Source organism: Sphingobacterium sp. ML3W (genome assembly GCF_000747525.1).
Lineage (GTDB): Bacteria > Bacteroidota > Bacteroidia > Sphingobacteriales > Sphingobacteriaceae > Sphingobacterium.
Map to the genome: position 1 here is coordinate 4,209,434 of NZ_CP009278.1, position 26,180 is coordinate 4,235,613.

Below are 26,180 nucleotides of genomic sequence, written 5' to 3' on the forward strand. Positions count from 1 at the left end.
GCGCCTTTTCTATTTTATGATACCATGCTATTTTTATATTACCTCTTTATAAGGTATCCTTTGCAAATTGGGTAAAAAATAGGCAACTACACCTATTAATGGTAGATATGAACAAATATGATAGATAAATTCAATTGAGGTATGGTCAGCCTGCCAACCTAACAATGCCGAACCTAAGCCTCCCATTCCAAATGCAAAACCATAGAATAATCCAGAAACCATTCCTAATTTTTTAGGTAATAATTCTTGCGCATAAACGATAATTGCTGGGAATGCTGATGATAAAATTAAACCGATAATAACCACCAAAACTCCAGTCATCGTATAATCGGCATAAGGTAAAAACAAAGCAAAGGGTGCTACACCCAATACTGAAAACCAAATGACATACTTTCTTCCAAAGCGGTCGCCAAAAATACCTCCCAATAATGTTCCTGCAGCTACCGCAATCAAAAAGTAAAATAAATATACTTGTGCTTGAATTTCTGTTATACCGAATTTTTCCATTGTATAAAATTGAAAGTAATTCGTAATACTTGCGATATAAAAATACTTCGATATAATTAACAACATCAATATAAAAACGGTCATATACACGCGGGTGTCAGATAAATCAGGTATTCTAACTGTGGACTTTGAATTTTGGCTTCTATTTTTAAGTTTTTCACTGTACCAATTCCCTATATAATACGAAACAATTTGTCCAACTATACCAATTGCACAAAACCAAACAATAGAAGACTGCCCCCTTGGCAACACCAAATAAGCAACAAGAATAGGTGCTAAAGCAGTTCCTGCATTACCGCCGATTTGAAAGATTGACTGAGCCATACTACGTTTACCACCTGAAGCCAAATAAGCTACTCTAGAGGATTCTGGATGAAATATAGACGAACCGATACCAACTAGAAATACAGCGCACAAAATCATCGCATAACTTGGTGCATAGGAAAATAAAGCCATGCCAGCTATAGAGAAGCTCATACCAATAATCTGCGAGTATGGAACTGGTTTCCGATCAGTGTATGCGCCCACCACAGGTTGAAAGATTGATGCAGCTATTTGATAAACAAGTGTAATAATACCAATTTGAGAAAAGCTTAACTGATGTTCTTCTTTCAATAGGGGATAAACTGATGGAATAACCCCTTGGATTAAATCGTTTAATAAATGTGCAAAACTAACTGCAAGTAAAATAGAAAATTCTGGCCTGATTTTATTTTTTTGTTCTTCCATAAGCATAAAGAAGAGGTTACTGTACGCAGCAACCTCTTCTGTTTATTTTAAATAACTCTTACTAATAATCCTTTTAAGTACTCTCCTTCCGGAAAAGATGCCCTTACTGGGTGATCATCGGGTTGATGAAACTGTTTGATAAACTGTATTTCTTTACCAGCATCCAGCGCAGCCCATGCCAGAACCTGCTTAAAGGTATCGATATCCATTGCTCCAGAACAGGAAAATGTTGCTAACAAGCCCCCTGATTCCAAGAGCATAAGCCCTCTCCTATTTAAATCCTTATAGGCACGAGAAGCACGTTCTAAAGATGATCTGGAAGGTGCATATTTCGGTGGATCTAAAATTATTACATCGAATTTTTCATTGCCTTCAGCAAAAATTTTCAGTTGCTTATTGACATCTGACTGGATTGCGGTATAGTTTGTTGTATCATAGCCATTCAAAATCATGTTACCATTGAGTGTTTCGATGGCCAATGCCGAACTATCCACAGATGTTACACTTGCAGCACCTCCTCGGAACGCGTTTAAAGTGAAACCACCTGAATAACAAAAGCAATCCAAAACCTTTTTACCTTTTACATAATGAGCCGTTAAAGCCCTGTTTTCACGTTGATCACAATAGAACCCTGATTTTTGACCATCTACAATATTTACTTGATATCGAATACCATTTTCAACAATCTCAACAAATTCGGGAGGAGTTTCACCAAAAATAACACCGTTAGTATCCGGTAAGCCTTCATATTCACGAGACTTAAGGTCAGACCTCTCATAGATGCCTTTAGGGCTTAATAATTTATTAAGTTCGTCTATTACAACATTCTTAATCTTCTCCACCCCTGCTGCGTGCACTTGTATAGAGATATAATCGGCATATTTATCAACGATTAAGCCCGGTACAAAATCAGCCTCAGCAAAAATCAATCTAGCTGTATCATTCTCTCCTGCAACCAACAAATGACGGCGAGCTTCAACAGCTTTTTGAATCCTTGTCCTCCACCATTGGTCATCAATTTGCTGATCCGGATGCCACTCTAATAAACGAACAGCAACACGAGATGAATCGTGAAAAAGGCCAAAGGCTATAAACTCATTTTCTGCATTAAAAACAGTAACGACATCCCCATTTTCAGGTGCACCGTCTATACGCTTTATTGCACCAGAAAAAATCCAAGGATGAAGCTGCCAAGCTGCTTTATCTTTTCCTTTATTCAGAATAATTTTTTTCATCGACACAAAAGTACAGGTTTTTCGATGATTTGAATAACTTCTTGTATGCTTAATTTATCCGTGTACTTTCGAGGTTAACTTTTGTAGGTATTAATTGAGATCAAATAATACAATCGGTTCATTAGAATGAACCGATTGTATTATTTATTAGCAATCAAATAGTTTTTGAATGCATCAAATTCAGCAGGTAATACCACAACATCCTTCGTTTTATGTTGAAGTTGTTCTACACCTTCAGGCAACTTGATTTTTTTGAAAACCTCTTCTGAAATTGCATCCGGGAATTTACAAGGATGGGCAGTGGATAAGAAAATCGAACCATAAGACCCAGGATGTTCACCTCTATACGCCTGAGAACCCAACCATGCAATTGCCGTATGTGGGCAAGCAATATAGTGATAAGTATGATGCAACTGCTCCATAGCAGCCTTTGTTTGCTTATCAGTATAGCTGTAAGAGGTAATCATCCTATTCAGGTTTTCTAAATTATTCTCAAATAGATCCCGAATTCGAACCCAATTACTTGGGTCTCCAACATCCATTGCATTTGCTAGTGTTTGTATAGATGGTTTGGGTTCATATAATCCATTCCTAAGAAAACGAGGAACAGTATCATTTGCATTAGTAGCTGCAACAAATTGTTCTACAGGAAGTCCCATTTTATAAGCCAGTAATCCTGCTCCAATATTACCAAAATTACCACTGGGAACGGTAAAAACAACACGATCGATTCCCTGTGCTTTTAGTTGTGCGTATGCGTAGAAATAATAGAATGTCTGTGGAATCAATCGGGCAATATTAATAGAATTAGCAGATGTAAGTCTAAGACATCCATTGAGCTCCTGGTCATTAAAAGCACGCTTAACTAAAGCCTGACAATCATCGAAAGTACCGTCAACCTCAATTGCTCTTATATTTCGACCATTAGTTGTTAATTGTAATTCCTGAATCTCAGAAACTTTACCCTTAGGATATAAGATCGTTACGCGAGTACCCTCAACACCTAAAAATCCGGAAGCTACCGCCCCCCCCGTATCGCCCGAAGTTGCGACTAAAACATCTAGTAAAGCATCATCAGAAGTAGAAAAATAAGCCATTACCCGACTCATAAATCGTGCTCCAAAATCCTTGAAGGCATAAGAAGGCCCATGAAATAATTCTAAAACGCCTGTATCTGCACTTAAGAATTTAACCGGAGCATTAAAGCTAATCGCATCTTCAATTATATTTTTTAATGCATCAGAAGGAATATCATCCTCAATAAAAGTTTGAGCAATTCTAAATGCTATTTCCTGAATTGAATATTGTTGAATATTTTTTATAAAATAAGGATCCAATTGAGGTATCACTTCTGGCATATAAAGACCTTTATCTGCAGGTAAGGAGTTGAAAACCGCTTCTTTAAATGATACACGTAGTGCTTTATTATTGGTACTATAAAATTTCATAATAATTCTAATTTAATACTTTAGGTCCTTGAATATTTACACCAGATACGTAACCAAAACTCTCTATGTCAGCCAAACCAAGATGAGCTTGAATCTTGTCCACAATTTGTTTAGCCTTATCGCGATCTCTCGTAAAAGCCACCACCGAAGGTCCAGATCCAGAAATACCAAAACTTAATGCCCCATTTTCCAAAGCAATTTGTTTCATCTCATAAAACTGAGGTATTAAAATCGCACGAGTAGGTTCTATGAGCACGTCTTTCATACTTCTAGCAATCAAGTCATAATCTTCTTTAAATAAACCGGCCACTAATCCTGCAATATTTCCCCATTGTATAACTGCATCTTTTAACAATATTTTCTCTTTGATTAATTGCCTTGCATCTCGCGTAGGTACATCTACCTGTGGAAATACAACAGCTGCAATTAGTTCCTGAGGAACGGGCAGCGGAATCAAATCCAAAGGATCGTTCCCTCTTATTAAGGTGATGCCTCCAAATAACGAAGGAGCTACATTGTCTGCATGACCATGTCCACAAGCAAGACGTTCCCCTTCTACACAAAAGGGAAGTAATTCATCTTTGGATAACGGATCTCCCAACATTTTATTGATGGCATATAATCCTGCAACCGTACTGGCTGCACTGGAACCTAACCCCGATCCAATCGGCATATGTTTATGCAATTCAATCTCGACTCCCACCTGATCTTGTAGGTCCAAATGTTGTAATAAAAATTGAACACAAGCGGATACTGTATTTTGATTGGTATCTAGGGGAAGTCGTCCATCGTCGCCAGTTATTTTAGTAATAACAACACCTGGCTTATTTGTTTTACGCATGACGACCTCATCACCTGGTTCTTCTAGAGCAAACCCTAAGATATCAAAGCCACAAATCATATTCGCGACTGTCGCAGGAGCAAAGACTCGAACTTCAGCCAGCATAGTATCAACGTTTATTTTTTTCTTCAAGTATGAAGTATTCATAATCAATATTTTGAAACTGTTGTTTATAACAACAGCTGTGGTGAAACTTTAATTACGCGCCAACATTTACTAAATCAGCAAAAACCCCCGCAGCCGTTACTTCTGCTCCTGCGCCAGGACCTTTGACAACCAATGGTCTTTCTTTATAACGTTGTGTCGTGAACGAAATAATATTATCACTTCCAGACAGGGCATAGAAAGGATGTTGACTATCGACCAATTGAACCGAAATAGATACCACACCATCCTCCAATTTTCCGATATAACGAATGACTTTATTCTCAACACGAGCTCTTTCTTTTAGCGATTCAAAATAATCATTCTCATTTCTCAATTCCTCATAAAAATTCTCAACAGAATTTGCATTCAAACAAGATTCAGGTAAAATAGCTCCTAAATTTACATCTTCAGATTCGATAGCATACCCTGCATCTCGTGCTAAAATCAGCATCTTACGCATAAAATCAACACCCCCCAAATCATCCCTTGGATCAGGTTCTGTATACCCCAAACCCTGAGCCTCCTTGACTACATCATAAAAAGAAACCTCATCTTTAAAATTATTAAAGATGTAAGAAATTGTACCAGAAAGAATAGCCTCAATTTTCACTATTCGATCTCCGCTTAACATCAGATCTTTTAAAACACGGACAATTGGAAGTCCAGCACCCACATTTGTTTCATAAAAAAAATCTACACCATGCTTGTGAGCCGTTTCACGTAAGACCTTATATTGTTCGTATCGCCCTGAATTGGCAATTTTATTGCAGGTGACGATAGAGATATTAGCTTTAAAAATTCCTTCATAATAAGTAGCTGGAAGTCGACTAGCTGTATTGTCAATAAAGACACAATTAGGAAGATTAAATCCTTTCATACGCTCTATGAATACAGACAGATCAGCATCTTCACCTTGCTCTAATAGTTCTGTATCCCAATTTGCCAAATCAACGCCATCCAATTTGAATAACATTTTTTTACTGTTTGAAATACCAACAACTTTAATATCGAGATCATTATTCTTCAATAAGAAATCATATTGATTATCCAATTGTTTAAATAACGTAGAGCCGATATTACCAGTACCCAAATTAAAAACATGTAATGTTTTCTTAAGCTCTGCAAAAAATGCATCATGTACTGCATTCAGCGCCTTTGACAAATCATTTTTATTAATAATAACAGAAATATTATATTCTGAAGACCCTTGTGCTATTGCTCTCACATTGATACCATTACGCCCTAACGAAGAAAATAATCTTCCTGACATCCCCGGTGTCTTTTTCATATTCTCGCCAACAATAGCAAGGACAGATAAGTTATTCTCTATTTCAGGTTGGATTAATTTATTCGCCTGTAACTCCAATTCAAATTCATTTTCAATCAAAGTTTTAGCACGTAAAGCATCTTCCGGGTTTACAGCAAAAGTAATACTATGCTCAGAAGAAGATTGAGTAATTAAAACAACGTTAATCTGCTCTCTTGCCAACAGCGTAAATAAACGACCACTAAACCCCGATTTGCCGATCATACCTGAGCCACTCAAATTAATAATTGCTATTTCCGCTATCGAAGAAATACCCTTAATCGGCAACGATGTCTTACCACTCTCAAACTGAATAAAAGTTCCTGCAAAGTCGGGTTCAAAAGTATTACGAATAACAATTGGTATTTTTTTCAAAAATGCAGGTATCATCGTTGGCGGATAAATTACCTTTGCACCGAAGTAAGACAATTCCATAGCCTCCGTATAGGAAAGAACCGGCAATGAGAACGCTTTTTTAACAATACGAGGATCCGCTGTCAACATACCGTTTACATCAGTCCATATTTCGATAGCAGAGGCATTCAGGACAGACCCAAAAATAGCTGCTGTATAATCCGAGCCTCCTCTACCTAAGGTGGTAATACGACCTTTTTCATTTGACGCAATAAATCCAGTAACGAATAACAGCTGATCACTATTTGTTAAATACAAAGAATTAATAAGTTGCTCTGTCAGAACATCATTGACATGAGCATGTCCAAACTGTGAATCTGTTTTAATATAATGTGAAGCATCTACGAACATAGAGGTCTGTATATGTTGCTCCGAAATTTTTGAAATCATAAAAGCAGAGCAACGTTCACCATAACTCACGATTAAATCCTTGCTTTGTTCACTCAATTCTCTCAATGCAAAGATTCCTTGTAACAATTCTTCTATTTCATTAAAGAATAGCTTCAACTTTGTGAACACCGGATTCTGATATTTAACCGTGATTAATGCTTTAATCACGTCGAAATGCTTGACCTCAATTAATGAGAGTTCCTCATGAAATGACTTTCCTTCGGAGGCATCCACAGCCATTTTTGTAAGTAAGTTGGTCACACCAGACATAGCAGATAAAACAACCAATGGCTGCTCTCCTGAATCGTACGATTTCTTAACGATATCAAGTACTGCTTTGATACTTTCCGCAGACCCTACCGACGTTCCTCCAAATTTTAAAATTTTCATAATTATAATTACTGTTTAGTTTTTGTTTTTATTTTTATGCATAAAAAAAACGCCTTCACTCAGAGAGGAAGGCGTTTTCGAAATATCTTGTCTACATTTCTATACAACGAAACTACCTCCTCCTAAGTTTTATCCCGGTGGTAATAATAATCGATGTAATAATTGTAGTATTTTTCATTATTCTTTGCTTTACTTCCGTAAATATAATACAATATTTAACAAGTATCAAAACAAAATAATGTTTTATTTGACATTTATTAATAAAAGTGCCCTTTGGGTATCAATTACACATTTTCAAGTTCCTAAACTTAAAATATTTTTGTAACTTAAAATTGACAGCATATTTTTAATCAATAAATTGCATTTCAATAAATAAAGTGTTAAAAACGTTAAAAGTTCGTTAAATACTTGTTACCTTTTTTGCAAAGTAAGATGAGTTGTATTATATTCGCAACAGTGATGTCCAAAATAGTTGACATCCCATCAATAAAAGTAAAGAATAAGTTAAAGTTGTACATAAAAGCGATTTAATGAAAACAAAGAAAATATTAGCTTCAATGCTATTTATAGGCTTATGTCTAGTGTCGCAGGCACAATCAACGAAAACCCAATCTAAACCGGAATCTGACCCGGACAATCTCGCCAAAGAATACTTCTCACAAATCATGGGAGTTGCAGTATCAGCAACTACAAATACAAAATTATATCAATTTGTTTACGAATGGTTAGGAACTCCTTATCGCTTAGGTGGTGACTCAAAAAGAGGTATTGATTGTTCGAAATTCTCTTTAGAATTATACGACAAAGTATTTAATACGACGTTGGGTTATAATAGCCGTAATCAATATTCACAAATTAAGACTGTTAAAAAAGATGAATTAAAAGCAGGTGATTTGGTATTTTTCAAGATTAGAAGTAAAAGTATTACACATGTTGGAGTTTATATCGGAGATAACAAATTCGCTCATGCTTCTTCAAGTAAAGGCGTTATGATCAGCAATTTAGGAGAAGCCTATTGGAGACGTTATTATTATGACGGAGGTAGACTTCCTGATGATAACAAATCACTTACAGCCGATATATTAAATGCTGAAAATTCAGAGAAATTCAATTAAAATTGAATTTTATCAAGATAAGATAATGTCCGAATGTTCATGCATTCGGACATTTTTTTTGCAAAGATTTTAGTACTTTTACCGTAAATAAATTTATTACCATTATGTCGTCAAAGAAAACGCTCATATTAGATAAAGAACAAATAAAGCAAAAATCAATACGCATAGCCTATCAGATTTTAGAAGATAATTTTGAAGAAGATACATTAGTATTGGTTGGCATAGCTGATAGAGGATATGTTTTTGCACAACGCTTACAGAAGATATTGGCAGAAATATCAGATAAAAATATTGAGCTTTTAAAAGTAACGATGAACAAAACCAGTCGCTCCTTAAAGGCGGAGACAGACTATCCTATTGAAACTGTAAAAAATAAAACGTTAATATTAGTGGACGACGTATTAAATAGCGGAAGAACACTAGCCTATGGTCTAGGAGTATTTTTAAACGTCCCTATTAAAAAAATGAGAACAGCTGTACTTATTGATAGAAGCCACCCGAAATTTCCAATCGTAAGCGATTATTATGGGTTAAAGCTATCTACTATACTAAAAGAGCATGTAGAGGTTAACCTTGAAGGATTCGAAGCAGAGGATGATGCTGCCTGGTTAGTTTAGTGACTATGCTATCATATATAAAAGGCAAGCGTCCAGCTATTATTTATATAGCTGGACGCTTGCCTTTTATAGAGTCTTTTATAGTTAACCTTTATTAATCTTCAATTTCATACCAGGTTTCAATCTCGAATGCGACAAATTATTATCAGCTTTCAATTTTAATAATGAAATTCCCTTATTACTTGCAATACCAGAAAGCGTATCCCCCTTTTTCACTGTATATACCGAAAAATTTGATTTCTTTGCTGAAGAAGCATTTGTTTTTTGAGCCAACCTATTGTTTACACCACCGCTTTTGACGAGCAATGAAGAACCTACTCTAACATTTGAATTTTTTAGATTATTCCAAGCTTTAAGGTTTTGAACACTAACATTATATTTTTTTGCAATAAAAGCTAGATTCTCACCCTTTCTCACTTGATGTTTTTTAGCGGCGCTAAGCTGGCCACTAACGCGAATATCATCATTAGCTGTTTCAACGACTTGAATAGGTTTTTCTACGGCTGTATTTAAAGCGAGATAAAGCTGCTCCCTGTTGATATCTTCGATTAATTCTGGAATAATTAAGCGCCGATGAGATTCATCTGAACCATTGACGATACCTTTTTTATAGGCAGGATTTAATAATTTCAAACTTTCTTCTGAAACATCAATTGCTTTAGCCACTTCTGATATTGAAACAAACTTATCAATTTCTAAAACTTGCGTATTTAATGCCAGATCACTCTCTTTTGCTTCTATTCCATTATCTTGTGCATATCCTAATGTATAAGTCATTGCGATATAAGCTGGAATATAATTTCTAGTTTCTTTAGGTAAAAAAGGTGCAACTTCCCAAAATGAAGGTTGAATTTTCCCAGATCTTAAAATGGCACGCTTAACCCCACCTTTTCCACAATTATAGGAGGCAATCGCTAATAACCAATCTCCAAATTCAGCGTAAGCTTCTTTCATATATTTAGCAGCAGCATAACTAGAAGCTATAGGATCTTTACGCTCATCAACGTAATTATCCATCGTTAAGTCATACATCTTTGCTGTTCCATACATGAACTGCCATGGTCCTGTAGCCCCTACCCTTGACACATCATGCGGATTTAAAGCCGATTCAATGATTGAAAGATATTTTATCTCTTTAGGTACACCTACCTCGGATAGGATACGTTCATAAAGCGGAAAATAATACTGCGCCAAACCTAACATACGAGACATGTGCCCCGCATAATTTTTAGAACTGTAAAGGTCTATATATTTACGAACATACTGGTTATAGTCTAACGGTACTTCGCGTGCTAAGGCATTCAATTTTCTAACAACATGGACATCATCGATATCAAAGACTACTCCCTCGACATCCTGTTCACCAGCGTTCACGAATTTAATACTATCAAGCTGTTGTAAAATAGCCGCCTTCTCACGATCAAGACTCGCTAAAATAATCGCTTGTGTAGAATTCCTCATCTCATCAATAGAGCTTTCTTGTGCAAACAAACAAAAAGTACTGAGTGCAAAACTTATTGCTAATAGAGTCTTCTTTCTTTCAATCATCTTTTTTAATTATGGTTGACAAATAGACCTAAAAAATATAGGTCTAGATCATGTATGTTACAAGAACATAACTTTTTACAATATTGGGAATTGTAGAAAATGAAATAAGATTTTACTGCTCGTAAAATCTTATTTCTAAAATAACAATTGAGACTATTTATTCTCCGTTGTTTTTTCTTTAGTATCCTCTGTAGAATCCTCTTTCTGTCCGTCTTTGAATTCTTTTACACCTTTACCTAATCCACGCATCAATTCAGGAATTTTTTTACCGCCAAATAATAATAATAATATTACAACGATTATAATTAATTCCTGACCTCCAATACCCATTATTAATAACCCTGATGTCAACATAACTTATAATTTACTGTTTTTCAATATTCATTTAAGTATATACACTTATACCTTAATAACAAATGTACATAATAATTTTTATTTCTATATTTTTTTAATTCGCTAACCATGATTGCGGATTCATCGGAATTTGTCCTTGCCAAATCTGAAAATCCAACACCGGTGCATCCAAATCTGGATCATTTGCAACGGTTCCGATTGCTTGTCCTGCCGAAACTTTCTGTCCTTTAGATACATTAAAACTAGCTAAATTACTATAAACCGAGAAGAATTCACCGTGAGAAATAATAATTACTTTAAGACCGTTAAGCGTCAATGTACTGGTAACAGTTCCTGAAAACACGGCTTTCACACCAGCTCCACTACTTGTCTGCAATTTTAATGATTCGTGACTCACAGAAACATTCCGCCCCGTTTTATCGGTACCAAAACTTTGTAATATTTTCGCATTCGATACTGGCCATGGTAATCGTCCACGATTTGATCTAAAGTCTGCAGAAAGACGTGCAGCTTCTGGTGTAGCACGCAATACTTCAGAATCTGATTTTCTTGCAGTAGACTTAGTTGCTTCCTTAGGCGCCTCTTTCGTATCATTTTTCTTAGCACTTCGTGCTGCAGCAGCTTCCGCTGCTCTACGTGCCGCTTCTTGCCTTCTTCGTTCAGCCTCAATCTCTCGCTTAATAATCGCTTGAATAGCCGACCTCAACTTACGTTCTTCTTTTTGTTTTTGCGTAATATCACTTTTCACACCTTTTTCGGTCGTTATTAAAGAACTGAGTTCTTTAGAGAAAACTGCACGTTGCTCTGCAATCGTTTTTTTCTCTTGTTCTTGTTCATTTAATAATTGCTTATGTTTATTACGGTCAGCTTGTAATTGTGCTATTTTTTGTTCTATTTGTTTTTTAGTCCCCTCTATTTCACTTGCCTTTAATTTCCGAGAATCATTGAATTGTTGTAAATATTTCACTCGACGGAATCCTTGATTAAAATCTTTTGAAGCAAAAATAAACATGAGCTTATTATAAGCATTACGATTACGGAAGGCAAACATGACCATCTTTTCATAATCGTTACGCATTTTCTCCAATTCAGCTTTTAATTTATCAACAGCATTTGTGTTGGCATTAATCTGGCGATTAATTAAACTTAGTTCCGTGCTAATCGTTGATATTTTCTCTTGCCTCAAATTAATTTGACTACTCAACGCACTTACCTGCTTTTGAGTCAATAATTTCTCAGTTGTCGTTTCTTTTAGCGTTTTTTGCAACTCCGCGATTTCACGATTTATTTTCTCCCGTTTTTTCTCAAGCTCAGCTCTAGTTTGCGAAAAACCGACCCCCAGCATCAAAAAAAACGCAATTATACTTAGTGTTGTTCTTTTAAAATTCATCTATAGTAATCTTTTACTAGCAGTTGATTCTGAATTTAATATGATTCGATTAAAAATAGTCTCAAATGCGAAAGTAATAAATCTTAAGGATTATCGTACAAATATTACTTAATTACTTTGTATTTGTTAGATATGGCAAATGGCATATCAACCGCTTCATTAAACGAAACCCTACTGTAATTAAAATTCGCCATAATACGCATATCACCTCCCAAAATTAATAACTCAAGCCCCATTGGAAACAACATACCTGCATGATTAGCATAATCAGCATAACTAGCTTCCAATTTTTGTCCTTTACTCGTTTGTTCCAAACGAAATGAATCCAACCTATTTTGTTGATTGACCAAGTATAGATAAGATAGCTCATTCTTCTTACCACTTAACTGAATTGGCAAACTTACTTGATCAAGTACAAAGTTGGTCGTACTTAATAAATTGCTTGAAAAATTGGCCAAAAACAAATCTTGAACATTAGCAAAAGTCAAATCGTTACTAGCATATTGGTACAAATAACTGAATGGCTTAGCAATGTATTCACCCTGAAATTTATTCAGGATCTGAATACTATCTGGTGTAATCAAAACTCGACCGATTTCAATACCCAATAAAGCTGTAATAGATATCCAAATTCGCTTATCTTTCTCAATTCTAATATTAGCCGTCACATCATACGAAGACTTACCTAAAGTTACTTTGCTCTTAGCTTTTCCAGAGAAAGTTGTAAACTTAAGATTTGACAACAAAAATTTTTCAACAATTGCATGCTTTGAATCAGTTTTCTCCAGCACCTCAACCTGTCCTATATTATTTTCTTTTTTTAGTGTTTTTTTCCTCGTACTACAGGATGCACATATCACGAGCAATAAAATAATAGCGACAGATCTATTCCACATAAGCTTTCTTATTTATCTTTTCCTTCAACTTCTCTATGTTGGTTTCAGAATCGCCTCCTCTATCTAACGCAAGTTTCCATTGCTTCATTGCTTCTGCTGTCTTTTTATTTTTAATCAAAATATCACCATAATGCTCCAATAACACTGCAGACACAGAATCCGAATTTTTCATAGCCTTTTCAATCCATAACAATGCATCAGCATATTTTTCTTGTTTAAATAAAACCCAAGCATATGTATCCTCTAACGTTGCATCATTCGGTCTTAATTCATTCGCTGTCAAGGCAAACTTGGCTGCATCTTCTAAATCCTGATTTCTTAACGACAAATAATAAGCTAAATTGTTCATAGCACCTACATTTGTACTATCGAGATTAATCGCCTCTCTATACGCCACATCCGAAGCAGACTGCATATCAAGTTTATGATAAATATCCCCTAAACCACTGTAAATATTAGATTGAAAAATTTCATTCTCATTCTGCCCATTATTTAATGCTGCTTCCATCAAGTTACGTGCTAGTTCGTAATTTCCCTTTAAAGTATATGCAATTGAGCTGAAATATAACAGAACAGGATTATTAGGTATATTGTGCAAGGCTTCGCCACCATGTTGTATTGCTTGATCATATTGTTCCAAAGCTAGATCAACACTAATTAACATACGCCAAGCATCAATTTGATAAGGATTAATACCTACTGCAATAGAAAATGAAGACTGCGCACCAACCAAATCATTGCGCATCCAATTCACCTGTCCTTTAGCAACATGACTTTCAGCAACGCGAGGATGAACATCTACCAATGCATTCGCTAGTTCCTGGGTCTGAATCAATGAAAAGCCACTATTGGGTGTCAATAAGGTTAGAATAATTCTATTCTTTTCTCCAAAATCAATATTCTTTGATAAAAACGCTTGTTTAAGATATTCAAAAGAGAGCTTACTTTTCCCCGATAAACGATACTCATCGGCTAGATCTAAAAAAAGATAATCATCCTTAGTATTTAGAATCCCTGTATTCAATATACCTATCGATTTTTTAGGTTCTTTATTACCGCGGTATGCTTGCGCCAATTGGCTATATACTTGTGCTAATGGAGACTTTTGGACCACCCAAGGCTCGAGCAGCGTAATGACAGATAAAAAGTCATCCTTAGCTAGTAGCAGGGTCGCACCAATAATATCTAAAGTATCAGTAGGTGTCGATGCTTTTCGAGTATCCTGATATAATGCCAGCGCTTCATCCTTCTTCTCGCTATTGAACAATAGCATAATCTTTTCCCGTGTCAGAGCTGCTTTATTCACTTGATCCTTTTGCATTAAAATATCCAACGACTGAATCGCACTAGTAAGATCACCTTTCCCTTTATTGATATCAATATTGAAACTTAGATATTCATTTTTAGAATCGATTGCTATAGCCTTATTCACTTCTTCCAAAGCGCGATCAACGTTCCGCATTTGCCCAAACAAAACAGCTTTTGCGAAATAGACATCATCGGCCTTAGGGTAAGCTAATGTAATCGCGTCTAAAGAATCTAAAGCTTGCTTAAAATCGCCACTCCTTAGAAAAACTTCAATATTTTTCAATTGTGAGGAATAAGGCTTTTCTTGTATGCTGCTTTGCGCAGAGACTGACTGTCCAGCAGCAGTTAACATTGTAACTAATAAAGCGTATTTTAAATATTTCTTAAACATATGTTGTCCTTCTCGTTCTGCAATTCATGTGTTAATTATGTTGCAATATACTAATAAAGGACAACTGTAAATAGCGCTATTGCATTTCAATTGGTTCTTTTTGATAATTATATTTTTCATAGAAAGTTTAATTAAGGTAATAATAGCCGTATTCAGAATGAAAGTCCCTAAAATAAAGGAAAATAGATTTTCGGAATTAAAAAATTAAAAGTACCTTTGCAGTCCCTTGAGACATAGGGAAAGAAGTAATAACATTTTATTAATTATTTAATTAAAAGCAAGTGAATACGTTAAGTTACAAAACTGTCTCTGCCAACAAGAACACCGTCAACAAAGAATGGATTGTTGTTGATGCTGAAGGCGAGATTTTGGGGCGCTTGGCAAGCGAAATCGCGAAAGTGATTCGTGGAAAGCACAAGCCATCGTTTACCCCTCACGTAGATTGCGGAGATAACGTTATTGTTATCAATGCAGAAAAAATTAGATTGACAGGTAATAAATTGGGCGACAAGACTTACGTTCGCTACACGGGATACCCGGGTGGTCAACGTTTCATCACTCCTAAAGAATTATTGGCTAAACACCCTGAACGCATCATTGAGAAAGCTGTTCGTGGTATGCTTCCTAAAAACCGTTTAGGTCGTCAATTGTTTAAAAACCTTTACGTTTATGCTGGAACTGAGCACAAACAAGAGGCGCAAAATCCAAAACCAGTTAAATTTTAAGGAGAATCGACATGACAACAACTAATACTTCAGGAAGAAGAAAAACTGCTGTTGCCCGCATTTACTTAACTGCTGGTAGCGGAGTCCTTACTATTAATGGTAAAGACTACAAAGAATATTTCCCAACATTGCCTTTGCAATACATTGTTACTCAATCTTTAGAAGTAGCAGGTCAAGCAGGGAATTTTGATGCGAAAATAAACGTTAATGGAGGTGGAGTTACTGGTCAAGCGCAAGCTGTCCGTTTAGCTATTGCGAAAGCATTGGTTGAATTAGACCCAGAAGTTAAGCCAGCTTTACGTGCTAAAGGTTTAGTAACACGTGATGACCGTATGGTTGAGCGTAAAAAACCAGGACGCAAGAAAGCTCGTAAGAGATTCCAATTCAGTAAACGTTAATCAAAGGAGGATCAAAAAATGGCAAGAACAACTTATCAAGATTTATTGGATGCAGGTGTGCACTTTGGTCACCTTACTCGTAAATGGGATCCGAAAATGTCTAAATACATTTTCATGGAGCGCAACGGGATCCATATTATCGATTTGAACAAAACTCTTACGAAATTAGAAGAAGCTTCATCAGCTATCAAACAAATCGTAAAATCAGGTCGTAAAGTTTTATTCGTAGCAACGAAAAAACAAGCAAAAGAAATCATAGCTCAACAAGCGAAAGCAGTTAACATGCCTTTCGTTACTGAGAGATGGTTAGGTGGTATGCTTACAAACTTCACAACAGTGCGTAAGTCCATCAAAAAAATGTCTACAATTGACAAAATGCAAAAAGATGGTACATACGATGTATTATCTAAAAAAGAGAAGTTGATGATTCAACGTGAGCGTATCAAATTAGAATCACTTTTGGGTGGTATCGCTGATTTGAACCGCTTACCGGCTGCTTTATTCATCATCGATGTGAAAAAAGAACACATCGCTGTTACTGAAGCAATCAAATTGAGCATCCCTACTTTTGCAATGGTTGATACAAACTCTGACCCTTCAAACATTGATTTCCCAATCCCTGCAAATGATGACGCTAGTAAATCTATTAGCTTAATCGCAAGCATCATTGGTCAAGCAATCCAAGAAGGTTTGGACGAACGTAAACGTGATAAAGAAGACGAAGCAGAAAAAGAAGCAGCTGCAGCTAAGGCTAAAGTTGATACTACTGAAGCTTCAGAAGCTAAACGTCCTCGTAAAGCGAAAGACGGAGAATAATATTTTTTATTCCAAACCGGATAGCGTAGCGTTGGTTTCTGGAAAAGAATTCTTTTCTTGGACTAACCTATCTGTCCGGTTTTTTGGTTTATCTTTTCTGTAACAAGAAGGGCTAAACTTTATATTAACTTAACACGATTTAGGTTAATATTGTCAAGAAAATAATAAGTCAAAAATTTAAAAAGAATATATCATGTCAGTACAAATTTCTGCATCAGATGTAAACAAGTTGCGTCAACAAACAGGCGCAGGTATGATGGATTGTAAAAAAGCGTTAGTAGAAGCAAACGGTGATTTCGAAGCTGCTGTAGATTACTTACGTAAAAAAGGAGCTAAAGTTGCTGCTAGCCGTCAAGACCGTGATTCTAACGAAGGTGTTATCATTGCTAAAGCTGCTGCTGATGGTAAATCAGGTATCGTAGTTGAAGTAAACTGTGAGACAGATTTCGTAGCTAAAAATGCTGATTTCGTAGCTTTTGCTGAGTCAATTGCTGAAGTTGCTTTGGCTAACAAACCTGCTTCTTTAGAAGACTTAAAAGCTTTAGAAATTGGTGGTACTAAAATTGCTGATTTATTAATCGAACAAACTGGTAAAATCGGTGAGAAAATTGATGTTTCTAAATACGAAACTATTTCTGCTGAGAAAGTTGTTGCTTATATCCATGCGAACTACCGTTTAGCGGTATTAGTAGGTTTATCTGCTGACATTGCTGGTATAGAAGAAGCGGGTAAAGATGTTGCTATGCAAATTGCAGCTATGAACCCTATCGCTATCGATAAAGATGGTGTTGATTCTAATACAATCGAGCGTGAAATCGCTATCGCTAAAGAGCAAATCATGGCAGAAGGTAAACCAGCTGAAATGGCTGAGAAAATCGCTGCTGGTAAATTGAATAAATTCTTCAAAGAAACTACTTTGTTGAACCAAGAATTCGTAAAAGATAATTCTAAATCTATCGCTCAATTCTTAGATTCAGTTTCAAAAGGTTTAACTGTTACTGCATTCAAACGTGTACAATTAGGTGCATAAGTCTTATTAAGACATGAATAAATTCATGTCTTAAGCAAATAGATAAAAAAGGCCTGTCCCTCATGGAGACAGGCCTTTTCTATTTTCAACTTTTCTCATTCTTTCCCAAAATCTAAAGTTAACATGTTTTTAATATAATCATCACACTTCATATTTCCGTCACCCACACAAGATTACTAGGTTTATTATCATGTTAAATACATACGCTATTTTCATAAAAAAGAAAAGATATCCCTTAAAAGAGATTTACGGCATGCTCAGTTATTTTTTTATGTGAACAAATAAGATTTCTTGACCGAAAAGAAAGCATGTTCTGGTTACTATTAAGATAGCAAATTGTAAATAACTCGAAAGTGAAATTTATTTTGCGTAAATTGGATAATATTGATTATAAATCACTAAATGATATCTAAATGAGTACAACACAAGGTATGCTTCGTGATGATGCACTAAAAGGAAAAAACATATTGATTACAGGTGGTGGTACAGGCCTTGGTAAAGCCATGACGCGATACTTTTTACAATTAGGTGCCCAGTGTATCATCACAAGTCGAAAAGACGATGTAATCCAGCAAACCGCCAAGGAACTTAGTATCGAAGCATCAGGTAAATGCATAGCGGCTGCTTGTGATGTACGTGACTATGAACAAGTAGAAAAAGTTATTAACTATGGCATCCAAGAGTTAGGTTCTATCGATATATTAGTCAATAATGCTGCTGGCAACTTTATCTCTCCCACTGAAAGATTGAGTCATCGCGCATTTGAATCTGTTTTAGGAATTGTTTTACAAGGTACCATAAACTGTACCTTAGCACTTGGTAAAATTTGGATTGCTAACAAAGATCAAGATAAAGCCATACTCAATATCGTAACCACCTATGCAAGTACCGGTTCAGGTTACGTTGTTCCTTCGGCATGTGCCAAATCGGGTGTAATCGCTATGACCAGATCATTGGCTGTAGAATGGGGTCGTAAAGGTATCCGTATCAATGCAATTGCACCGGGACCTTTTCATACAACAGGTGCCTTTGACCGTCTCTTTCCAAGCAACCTCAGTGATACCCTCAATCCTATCAATAGAATTCCGCTCGGAAGAACCGGAAGCCTACAAGAGCTAGCCAATTTAGCCGCTTATCTCGTGTCTGATTATTCCGGATACATCAATGGTGATGTCATTACAATCGATGGTGGTGAGTGGTTAAAAGGTGCTGGTGAATTCAATGGACTAGATGCTGTGACAGATGAGCAATGGGATGTCGTAGAAAAATTAACGCGCGGAGCAAAAAGCACCTAAATAAAAACGCTCGTATTTCACACAAAGGCTAAACAATTGTTCTTTTATTCAGATATTTGAATAAAACAACGAGTGAATGAAAAAAACAGTCTTCATAGCCTTTCTCTTTTTTAGCATTTCATCTTTATTTGCCCAGCATATAAAAGAAAGCACCATGGACTCTTTGGTCCAAAAATCATTGTCTACTTTTAATGTACCAGGAATTGCTGTTGGTATTGTAAAAGATAATCAGGTAATTTTCGCTAAAGGCTATGGCATTGCCGATTTAAATAAAACGAACAAAGTTTATGCCACCACTAATTTTGGCATTGCTTCCAACTCTAAAGCTTTTACAACAAGTGCACTCGCCATGTTAGTAGACCAGGGGAAACTAAATTGGGATGATCGTGTTCAAAAATATATACCAGAATTCAAGATGTATAATGATTATGTAAGTGAAAATTTCACAATTCGTGATCTATTGACACACAGAAGTGGCTTGGGCTTAGGTGCTGGAGATTTGATGATATGGCCAGATGGCCATGATTTCACCCCTAAAGATATTATTCATAACATACAATACTTAAAACCTACCTCGCCCTTTCGTACAAAATATGACTACGACAATCTACTGTATATCATTGCTGGAGAAGTTTTAGAAAAAGTATCAGGTCAAAGTTGGCAGAATTTTGTTCAAGACCAAATTTTCACACCATTAGGGATGAATCGTTCTGCACCAAACTGGAAATTATTACGAGACAAAGAGGATGTAATTTCACCCCACGTTCCTATAGCTGGAAAGAATCAGGTCAGCAGCCGTTATACCAATACCATCTTGGATGCAGCTGGAGGAATTTATTCAAATGTCAACGATCTCAATAAGTGGATGATTTTTCACCTTAATAATGGGGATAATAATGGGAAACAATTGATTTCTGAAAAACAATTAAAAGAACTAACTACGGCACAAACCATCATGCCTGTACAAACGGTGGCCCCATACTATTCCCTATTTAGGTCTTATGGTTTAGGATTTCGTCTCACTGATATAGCTGGTAAATTGGAGGTCTCACATACAGGCGGCTTGGAGGGAATCGTAACACAAATTATCATGCTTCCGCAACTAAAGCTTGGCATAGTGGTCTTGACCAATCAACAAGAGGGGGCAGCATTCAATGCCATTAGTAACAGTATAAAAGATTTCTATCTAGGAATTCCCGACCAGCATTGGATCACTACTTATGAAAAGTCAAATGCATTAACTGTCGAACATGCAGACCAAATCACGCAAAAAACATGGCAAATCGTTGAAGATAATAAAAAAACAAAGCACCAGCATGACCAAGACATACAAGGTCGATACATGGATAATTGGCTTGGTGAGGTATCCATTCGGCTTAAAAATGGTAAATTAACTTTTGCTTCTAAACGTTCTCCACAACTTACCGGCGAGCTGTTCTATTATAAAGACAACACGTATGTTGTCAAATGGCATAATCGTTTTATGTATGCAGACGCGTTTATATATTTCAATATTCTAGGTAACAACAAGGTCGAATTTACAATGAAGCCCATTTCACCCTTAACAGATTTTAGCTTTGACTTTCAAGATTTAAACTTTAAAAAACAAACCAATAATGGAACAAATTAATAATCCCCTACATGGGCAAAGATTAGATGCAATATTAGAATATCTAGTCGCATATTTTGGAGGATGGGAAGGCTTAGGTGAGCGTATCAATATTCGTTGCTTCAATGAAAATCCGAGTATTAAATCATCATTAGTTTTTTTACGAAAAACACCATGGGCACGCAAAAAAGTAGAAGAACTCTATGTCAAATTGTATTTATACGAAAACAAATAGTGAATGCAGGTACCCATATTGGATACCTCCTCAATAAAAAATACAAATAAATATATAAGATTAAAAGCGAGGCATTGAAGAAAGAGAAATCAATTATAAAATCTTCAAAATAAAATAACTAACTCCTACAGAATATAAAAACCATCAATTGAAAATAGTTGTTATATCTGTATAAAACGTAGCACACATGGATAATAAAAAAATTGGTTGGATAGGTCTAGGTAACATGGGATATCCAATGGCTAAAAATCTTGAAAAAGCAGGTTTCCCACTTTCAGTTTTCAATCGAACAGCAAGTAAATCAGAACCTTTTACAGATCTTTCAGAAGTGTACTTAAGCGCTACAGAATTAGTTAAAAACTGTGACATCATCTTTACCATGGTCTCTAATGATGAGGCAATTCGCGACCTTTATCAAGACATCCTCCTCATAGAGGACCTAACTGAAAAACTATTCATTGATATGAGTACGATATCAAAAGAATTATCATTATCCTTAGCGCAACAATTAGGAGAAAAGGAGGCCCGTTTTATTGATGCTCCAGTTGCTGGCAGTACTGCTCCAGCTAAAGAAGGGACATTGATCATTATGGCTGGTGGAAACAAGCAGGATATTGAAGAAGCTTTACCCTATTTGCAAAAGCTAGGAAAGGCAGTCAAGCATCTTGGGCCAGTAGGAAGTGGTATTGCGGCTAAACTTGCAATCAACTATTTCCTTTCTATTATTTACCAAGGCCTTGCCGAAACTGTACTATTTGCTGAAAAAAGCGGAATATCTAGATCTGACATGTTAGCTATTATAAACGAAAGTGCAAGTGGTAGCGGAGCCACCAAGGTGAAGACACCACAACTCTTACAGGAAGATTATTCTCCAGCTTTTGCATTAGACTTTATGCTAAAGGATATAAAATTAGCAAAAGATGAAGGTTTAGACTCACCATTAAGCAAAGTGTTAATTGACAGCTATCAAAAAGCGCACGATGCAGGTTTAGGAAAACAGGATGTAATCGGAATAATCAATTATTTAAAATACCTGTAGTAACATCAAAGATAGAAAATGAAATATGTGCAAAAACCCAAATGCTAATTAGAAAACCTGTTAATCAGATTTTTAAAGCATTTATAGACCCTGAAATTACAGTTCATTTTTTTTTCTACCAAGAATTATAAAAAGTTACAATAATGACTTGAAATAGGAAATATAAGTACAACAACTATAATTGAAAATAATCATTGGCCACAATCTCCAAGATATTTGTGGCCAATCCAAAACCTGAGTTTGATTTAACCTATCATTTTTTTATCACAAATTTAATTGACACCTACAATCAGCAAATAAAGCCTATTATTTATAACTTATTCTTGGTTTTAATCTCTACTTTTGAGTATGACTACTGAATACTACGAAGGGGAAAAGTTGACTTCCATTGATTTTAAAAAAAATCTTTTTGAACAGGCTGAATATGACAATTGTAGGTTTGAGAATTGTGACTTCTCTGCCAGTAAACTTAATAATAGCATATTCACAGATTGTATATTCGTAGATTGTAATTTTTCACTGGCTGAGCTATCTGGCACGACATTTCAACAAGCCATTTTTCGTGATTGCAAATTATTAGGTTTACAATTCCAACAGTGCAATACCTTTGGTTTGTCTTTTATGTTTGAAAATTGCAACATCGATCATGCTTCCTTTTACCAATTAAAAATAAAAAAAACAACATTTAAAGATTGTCAAATGCGAGAAGTAGATTTTTCTGAATCAGATCTCACTGGCTCTTCTTTTTATAATTGTGACTTAAATCAATCCATTTTTGATCAGACAAATCTAGAGCAAGTAGATTTTAGAAATGCAATTAATATCACCCTTTCGCCTAATAAAAATAGGTTAAGAAAAGCAAAATTTTCATTATTAACCCTACCTGGGTTGCTTATGGAATATGATATTAAAATCGAGTCTTAAATTTTAAACTTTTATGCTCTTTTTTTGTTTTCTTGATATAGAGAGGAGATTTTAAAATGTCTAAACAGAACAAAAAGAACGAGGAAGATAAAGAAATTCAGATTGCTGATCAATTGGCATACGATACTGATAAGCAATCTTTCGAATTAGATGTAGAGGATAGCGATCCTGATTATGATCACCCAAGTGATTATGAAACAGTCGCAGAAGGAGCTGCTGACGATGACTCCTCATACGACAATTCTAACCCGTATGTCGGCGATGAATATGCAGACTTGGACGACTTGATAGCAGACGACTTGAATGAAGATGGTATGCGCATAGAAGGCGAAGTTAAAATAAAACCAATTGATAAATTACTCGCTGAAACTCCAGAAGATTTCCGCAACGATTTAGATGAAGAAGGTTATCCAATTAACGATAAAAAGCCCTAGTTGAAAAAATACTAAAATGTGATAACACAATATTGGTTTGGTAAAAACCAATAGATAAGGAGATATTCATACAAGGAGCTATTTTCTCATTCAATTTGTAACTAAATTGCAATGTGGATTATTGTTTTTTGCATTTTAAAAATTTAGCTTTCAAATTTTATATCTTTAGCTCATAATAACTTATTTTATGGAAGTGAGCAAACCAATTATCAAAATTTCAAATCTGCACAAATCTTACGGGACAAAAGAAATATTAAAAGGGATAAATCTTGATATCTACCCCGGTCAAGTAATTGGTTATATCGGCCCCAATGGTGCAGGAAAGTCTACAACAGTAAAAATTCTAACTGGATTAATCAATGATTTTGAAGGTGAAGTAATCATAAATGATATTGATATCAAGGAAGATCCTCTGGCGGTAAAAGCGCTTATAGGCTACGTTCCAGAAAACGCAGAACTCTATGATGTCCTAACACCTATGGAATATCTAGACTTCGTCGGTAAGTTATATGGTATGGACCATACTATCATCCAACAAAAGGCCCAACAATTGTTAATCGCATTTGGTCTTGAAGCAAGTATGAATAACAGGATGGATACGTTCTCAAAAGGAATGCGCCAAAAAGTACTATTGATATCTGGTATTATCCACAATCCAAAAATCATTGTGCTCGACGAGCCTTTATCTGGATTAGATGCCAATGCAGTAATTGTTGTCAAAGAATTAATCTCCCTATTAGCCAAAGAAGGCAAAACAATTTTTTATTGCTCACACATGATGGATGTTGTCGAAAAAGTGTCTGACCGCATTATGCTCATTTCTGAAGGCAATATCATAGCCGACGGTACATTTGAACAATTAAAAACAAATCAAGCCGATTCTCTAGAACAGATTTTTTCCAAACTTACAGGGAAAGAAGATAGCAGTGTAGATGCATCACATATTATTTCAGCCATTCGTTAATCTAATACCATGCAAAAACTTACGTTAAAATTCATTTTACTATTCAGTAAATTATGGACAGCCATGGGCATAGATGTCGCGCAGTTAAAATTAATCATAGAGACAAAACTAACGATAGATGATCGACGTCCTTTAGCTTCGTTTTCGCAAAACAAAAATAAAAAAGCTTCCAAGTATTCCACTTGGTTTCAATTTTTTATTTTCCTATTCATGGGATTCATATTCTTATCTTTTATCGTCGTTATTGAAGACAAATTTTTAGCAGCATCCTTATTTCTAACTATGCTATTGTCGATGTTATCATTATCCCTGATCTCAGACTTCTCAACCATTCTACTCGATAATAAAGACCAATACATCATTCTTCCAAGACCTGTAAACGATAAAACAGTTGCTTTTTCAAGAGTGCTTTACATGCTCATAAAGATTTCGACTCAACTACTGGCAATGTCATTGCCCGGTTTGATATATATTTTTATAAGCTGGGGTATTTTCCCAGCTATTATTTTCCTAATTCAAATTATAATAGCGACTATAATCGCGGTTTTCTTTGTCAATATTTTCTACTCTTTATGTCTCCGTTTCTTATCCATTCAAAAGTTTAAAGATGTCATCAATTACCTCCAAATATTCTTTTCAATTTTTATTTTCCTGAGCTATCAAATTGGGCCAAGAGTCATGCAGAATATCACAGAGGGGGAAACCAGTATAGATAACCTCAAGTTGCTTTGGTTTTCTCCAGGAACCTGGATAGCATCATTCCAAGCGTTGATAAACAAAGATTTCACGGTATTGTCAATAAGCTTTTCTGCGCTGAGCATGACACTACTTATTGTCTCTATATCAGGTGCTTCACGATTATTCTCAAAAGATTTCAATACTAAAATCGCGCAATTGGCAAGTGGAGACGCTCCAGTCGAAAGCGATAAAATCGACCGTGGAAATAAGAAGCCATTTTATAAAAAACTGGAAACAATCTTTACTAGCACACCCTTAGAAAAGGCTGGTTTTTCAATTATATGGTTGATAACTGCGCGCTCAAGAGAGTTTAAAATGCAATTGTATCCAACTATGGCCTACTTACCGATTTATTTTGTATTTCTATTCCTGCAAGGAAAAAGTAGTTCAATGACTGAGCAGATAGCTCGTCTGAATACCTCAGGTATATACATTATGCTTTTTTATCTTTCCTTATTGACGGTATTAACCGTATTCCAGTTGATCACCAAAAGTAATCAATACAAAGCAGCATGGATTTATTATGCGGCCCCCATTCAACAAACGGGCGAACTGATGTCAGGCGTTTTGAAAGCTGCATTTATAAAGTATTTCATCCCTTTCAATCTTATTTTCTTAATGATTTGTATACCGATGTTTGGCGTACATGTTTTCAATGATATTCTTTTGGCAACAGCCATTGGGGGAATCGAAAGTGTCTTGGTCATGTTATTTTTAGTCAAATCATTTCCTTTTTCCGAAGCAAGTGAAAATGGCAAAAGCAAAGTATTTATCAATCTATTAGTATTAGGCTTATTGGCTCTTATAGGATTTTTACATATCATTATTCATCAGTACGAAATGGTCATTTGGGCAAGTGCAGCCATTGCATGGGCCATATTTTTATACATGCTGAAATATCTGAATAAAGAAAATTGGAAGAGTTTAGCTTTTAACGACAATTAAAA

Annotated in this window: 24 protein-coding genes; 14 read left to right on the forward strand and 10 right to left on the reverse strand. The window is 35.6% G+C overall.

Annotated features, from left to right (window positions below):
- Positions 1-33: 33 nt before the first annotated feature.
- The 5 genes from KO02_RS18060 to thrA all read right to left on the reverse strand — a co-directional run bounded on the left by KO02_RS18060 (position 34) and on the right by thrA (position 7,407).
- On the reverse strand, positions 34-1,236 hold the full coding sequence (locus KO02_RS18060; RefSeq protein WP_316929677.1) for an MFS transporter: 1,203 nt from the start codon (positions 1,234-1,236) through the stop codon (positions 34-36).
- A gap of 47 nt (positions 1,237-1,283) precedes the next feature.
- On the reverse strand, positions 1,284-2,471 hold the full coding sequence (locus KO02_RS18065; protein WP_038700559.1) for a class I SAM-dependent rRNA methyltransferase: 1,188 nt from the start codon (positions 2,469-2,471) through the stop codon (positions 1,284-1,286).
- A 140-nt stretch (positions 2,472-2,611) separates the two neighbouring features.
- Positions 2,612-3,919 (reverse strand): threonine synthase, encoded by a 1,308-nt coding sequence (gene thrC, locus KO02_RS18070; protein WP_038700560.1) that lies wholly within the window; start codon positions 3,917-3,919, stop codon positions 2,612-2,614.
- Between the two features lie 7 nt (positions 3,920-3,926).
- The gene (locus tag KO02_RS18075) at positions 3,927-4,907 is read right to left on the reverse strand and encodes a homoserine kinase (protein WP_051960030.1); all 981 of its coding nucleotides are present in this window, start codon (positions 4,905-4,907) and stop codon (positions 3,927-3,929) included.
- Positions 4,908-4,959: 52 nt separating this feature from the next.
- Complete coding sequence (gene thrA / locus KO02_RS18080; protein ID WP_038700562.1) at positions 4,960-7,407, reverse strand: bifunctional aspartate kinase/homoserine dehydrogenase I; 2,448 nt, start codon at positions 7,405-7,407, stop codon at positions 4,960-4,962.
- Between the two features lie 530 nt (positions 7,408-7,937).
- Here thrA and KO02_RS18085 point away from each other — a divergent pair.
- Positions 7,938-8,522 carry a C40 family peptidase gene (locus KO02_RS18085; protein WP_038700565.1) on the forward strand — a complete coding sequence of 195 codons (585 nt, stop codon included), beginning with the start codon at positions 7,938-7,940 and terminating at the stop codon, positions 8,520-8,522.
- Between the two features lie 104 nt (positions 8,523-8,626).
- Positions 8,627-9,139, forward strand: a complete 513-nt coding sequence (locus KO02_RS18090; RefSeq protein WP_038700567.1) for a phosphoribosyltransferase family protein — start codon at positions 8,627-8,629, stop codon at positions 9,137-9,139.
- A gap of 84 nt (positions 9,140-9,223) precedes the next feature.
- Here KO02_RS18090 and KO02_RS18095 read toward each other — a convergent pair whose 3' ends face one another.
- The 5 genes from KO02_RS18095 to KO02_RS18115 all read right to left on the reverse strand — a co-directional run bounded on the left by KO02_RS18095 (position 9,224) and on the right by KO02_RS18115 (position 15,026).
- Positions 9,224-10,630, reverse strand: a complete 1,407-nt coding sequence (locus KO02_RS18095; RefSeq protein WP_235212285.1) for a lytic transglycosylase domain-containing protein — start codon at positions 10,628-10,630, stop codon at positions 9,224-9,226.
- A gap of 210 nt (positions 10,631-10,840) precedes the next feature.
- Complete coding sequence (locus tag KO02_RS18100) at positions 10,841-11,041, reverse strand: twin-arginine translocase TatA/TatE family subunit (protein WP_038700571.1); 201 nt, start codon at positions 11,039-11,041, stop codon at positions 10,841-10,843.
- 94 nt (positions 11,042-11,135) lie between these two features.
- Complete coding sequence (locus KO02_RS18105; protein ID WP_038700573.1) at positions 11,136-12,431, reverse strand: murein hydrolase activator EnvC family protein; 1,296 nt, start codon at positions 12,429-12,431, stop codon at positions 11,136-11,138.
- Positions 12,432-12,535: 104 nt separating this feature from the next.
- The gene (locus KO02_RS18110) at positions 12,536-13,327 is read right to left on the reverse strand and encodes a DUF4292 domain-containing protein (RefSeq protein WP_038700574.1); all 792 of its coding nucleotides are present in this window, start codon (positions 13,325-13,327) and stop codon (positions 12,536-12,538) included.
- Complete coding sequence (locus KO02_RS18115) at positions 13,317-15,026, reverse strand: tetratricopeptide repeat protein (protein WP_038700576.1); 1,710 nt, start codon at positions 15,024-15,026, stop codon at positions 13,317-13,319. The genes KO02_RS18110 and KO02_RS18115 overlap by 11 nt, the downstream gene beginning before the upstream one ends.
- Before the next feature lie 281 nt (positions 15,027-15,307).
- Between KO02_RS18115 and rplM the strand changes: the two genes are divergently transcribed.
- The 12 genes from rplM to KO02_RS18175 all read left to right on the forward strand — a co-directional run bounded on the left by rplM (position 15,308) and on the right by KO02_RS18175 (position 26,178).
- Positions 15,308-15,751: a 50S ribosomal protein L13 gene (gene rplM, locus KO02_RS18120; protein ID WP_038700578.1), complete on the forward strand. Its 444-nt coding sequence runs from the start codon at positions 15,308-15,310 to the stop codon at positions 15,749-15,751.
- Positions 15,752-15,762: 11 nt separating this feature from the next.
- Positions 15,763-16,149 (forward strand): 30S ribosomal protein S9, encoded by a 387-nt coding sequence (gene rpsI / locus KO02_RS18125; RefSeq protein WP_038700580.1) that lies wholly within the window; start codon positions 15,763-15,765, stop codon positions 16,147-16,149.
- Between the two features lie 18 nt (positions 16,150-16,167).
- Positions 16,168-16,965, forward strand: coding sequence for a 30S ribosomal protein S2 (gene rpsB, locus KO02_RS18130; RefSeq protein WP_038700582.1), 798 nt, complete (start codon positions 16,168-16,170; stop codon positions 16,963-16,965).
- A gap of 193 nt (positions 16,966-17,158) precedes the next feature.
- Positions 17,159-17,995, forward strand: a complete 837-nt coding sequence (gene tsf / locus KO02_RS18135) for a translation elongation factor Ts (RefSeq protein WP_038700584.1) — start codon at positions 17,159-17,161, stop codon at positions 17,993-17,995.
- 413 nt (positions 17,996-18,408) lie between these two features.
- Complete coding sequence (locus tag KO02_RS18140) at positions 18,409-19,290, forward strand: SDR family oxidoreductase (protein WP_038700586.1); 882 nt, start codon at positions 18,409-18,411, stop codon at positions 19,288-19,290.
- Between the two features lie 76 nt (positions 19,291-19,366).
- Positions 19,367-20,920, forward strand: a complete 1,554-nt coding sequence (locus KO02_RS18145) for a serine hydrolase (RefSeq protein ID WP_038700588.1) — start codon at positions 19,367-19,369, stop codon at positions 20,918-20,920.
- Complete coding sequence (locus KO02_RS18150) at positions 20,904-21,134, forward strand: VF530 family DNA-binding protein (protein WP_400263613.1); 231 nt, start codon at positions 20,904-20,906, stop codon at positions 21,132-21,134. The genes KO02_RS18145 and KO02_RS18150 overlap by 17 nt, the downstream gene beginning before the upstream one ends.
- Positions 21,135-21,321: 187 nt before the next feature.
- Positions 21,322-22,173, forward strand: a complete 852-nt coding sequence (locus tag KO02_RS18155; protein ID WP_038700592.1) for an NAD(P)-dependent oxidoreductase — start codon at positions 21,322-21,324, stop codon at positions 22,171-22,173.
- A gap of 348 nt (positions 22,174-22,521) precedes the next feature.
- Positions 22,522-23,097 (forward strand): pentapeptide repeat-containing protein, encoded by a 576-nt coding sequence (locus tag KO02_RS18160; RefSeq protein ID WP_038700594.1) that lies wholly within the window; start codon positions 22,522-22,524, stop codon positions 23,095-23,097.
- 56 nt (positions 23,098-23,153) lie between these two features.
- Positions 23,154-23,531, forward strand: coding sequence for a hypothetical protein (locus KO02_RS18165; protein WP_038700596.1), 378 nt, complete (start codon positions 23,154-23,156; stop codon positions 23,529-23,531).
- 187 nt (positions 23,532-23,718) lie between these two features.
- Positions 23,719-24,495, forward strand: a complete 777-nt coding sequence (locus KO02_RS18170) for an ABC transporter ATP-binding protein (protein WP_038700598.1) — start codon at positions 23,719-23,721, stop codon at positions 24,493-24,495.
- A gap of 9 nt (positions 24,496-24,504) precedes the next feature.
- Positions 24,505-26,178, forward strand: coding sequence for a hypothetical protein (locus KO02_RS18175; protein WP_038700600.1), 1,674 nt, complete (start codon positions 24,505-24,507; stop codon positions 26,176-26,178).
- Positions 26,179-26,180 lie beyond the last annotated feature (2 nt).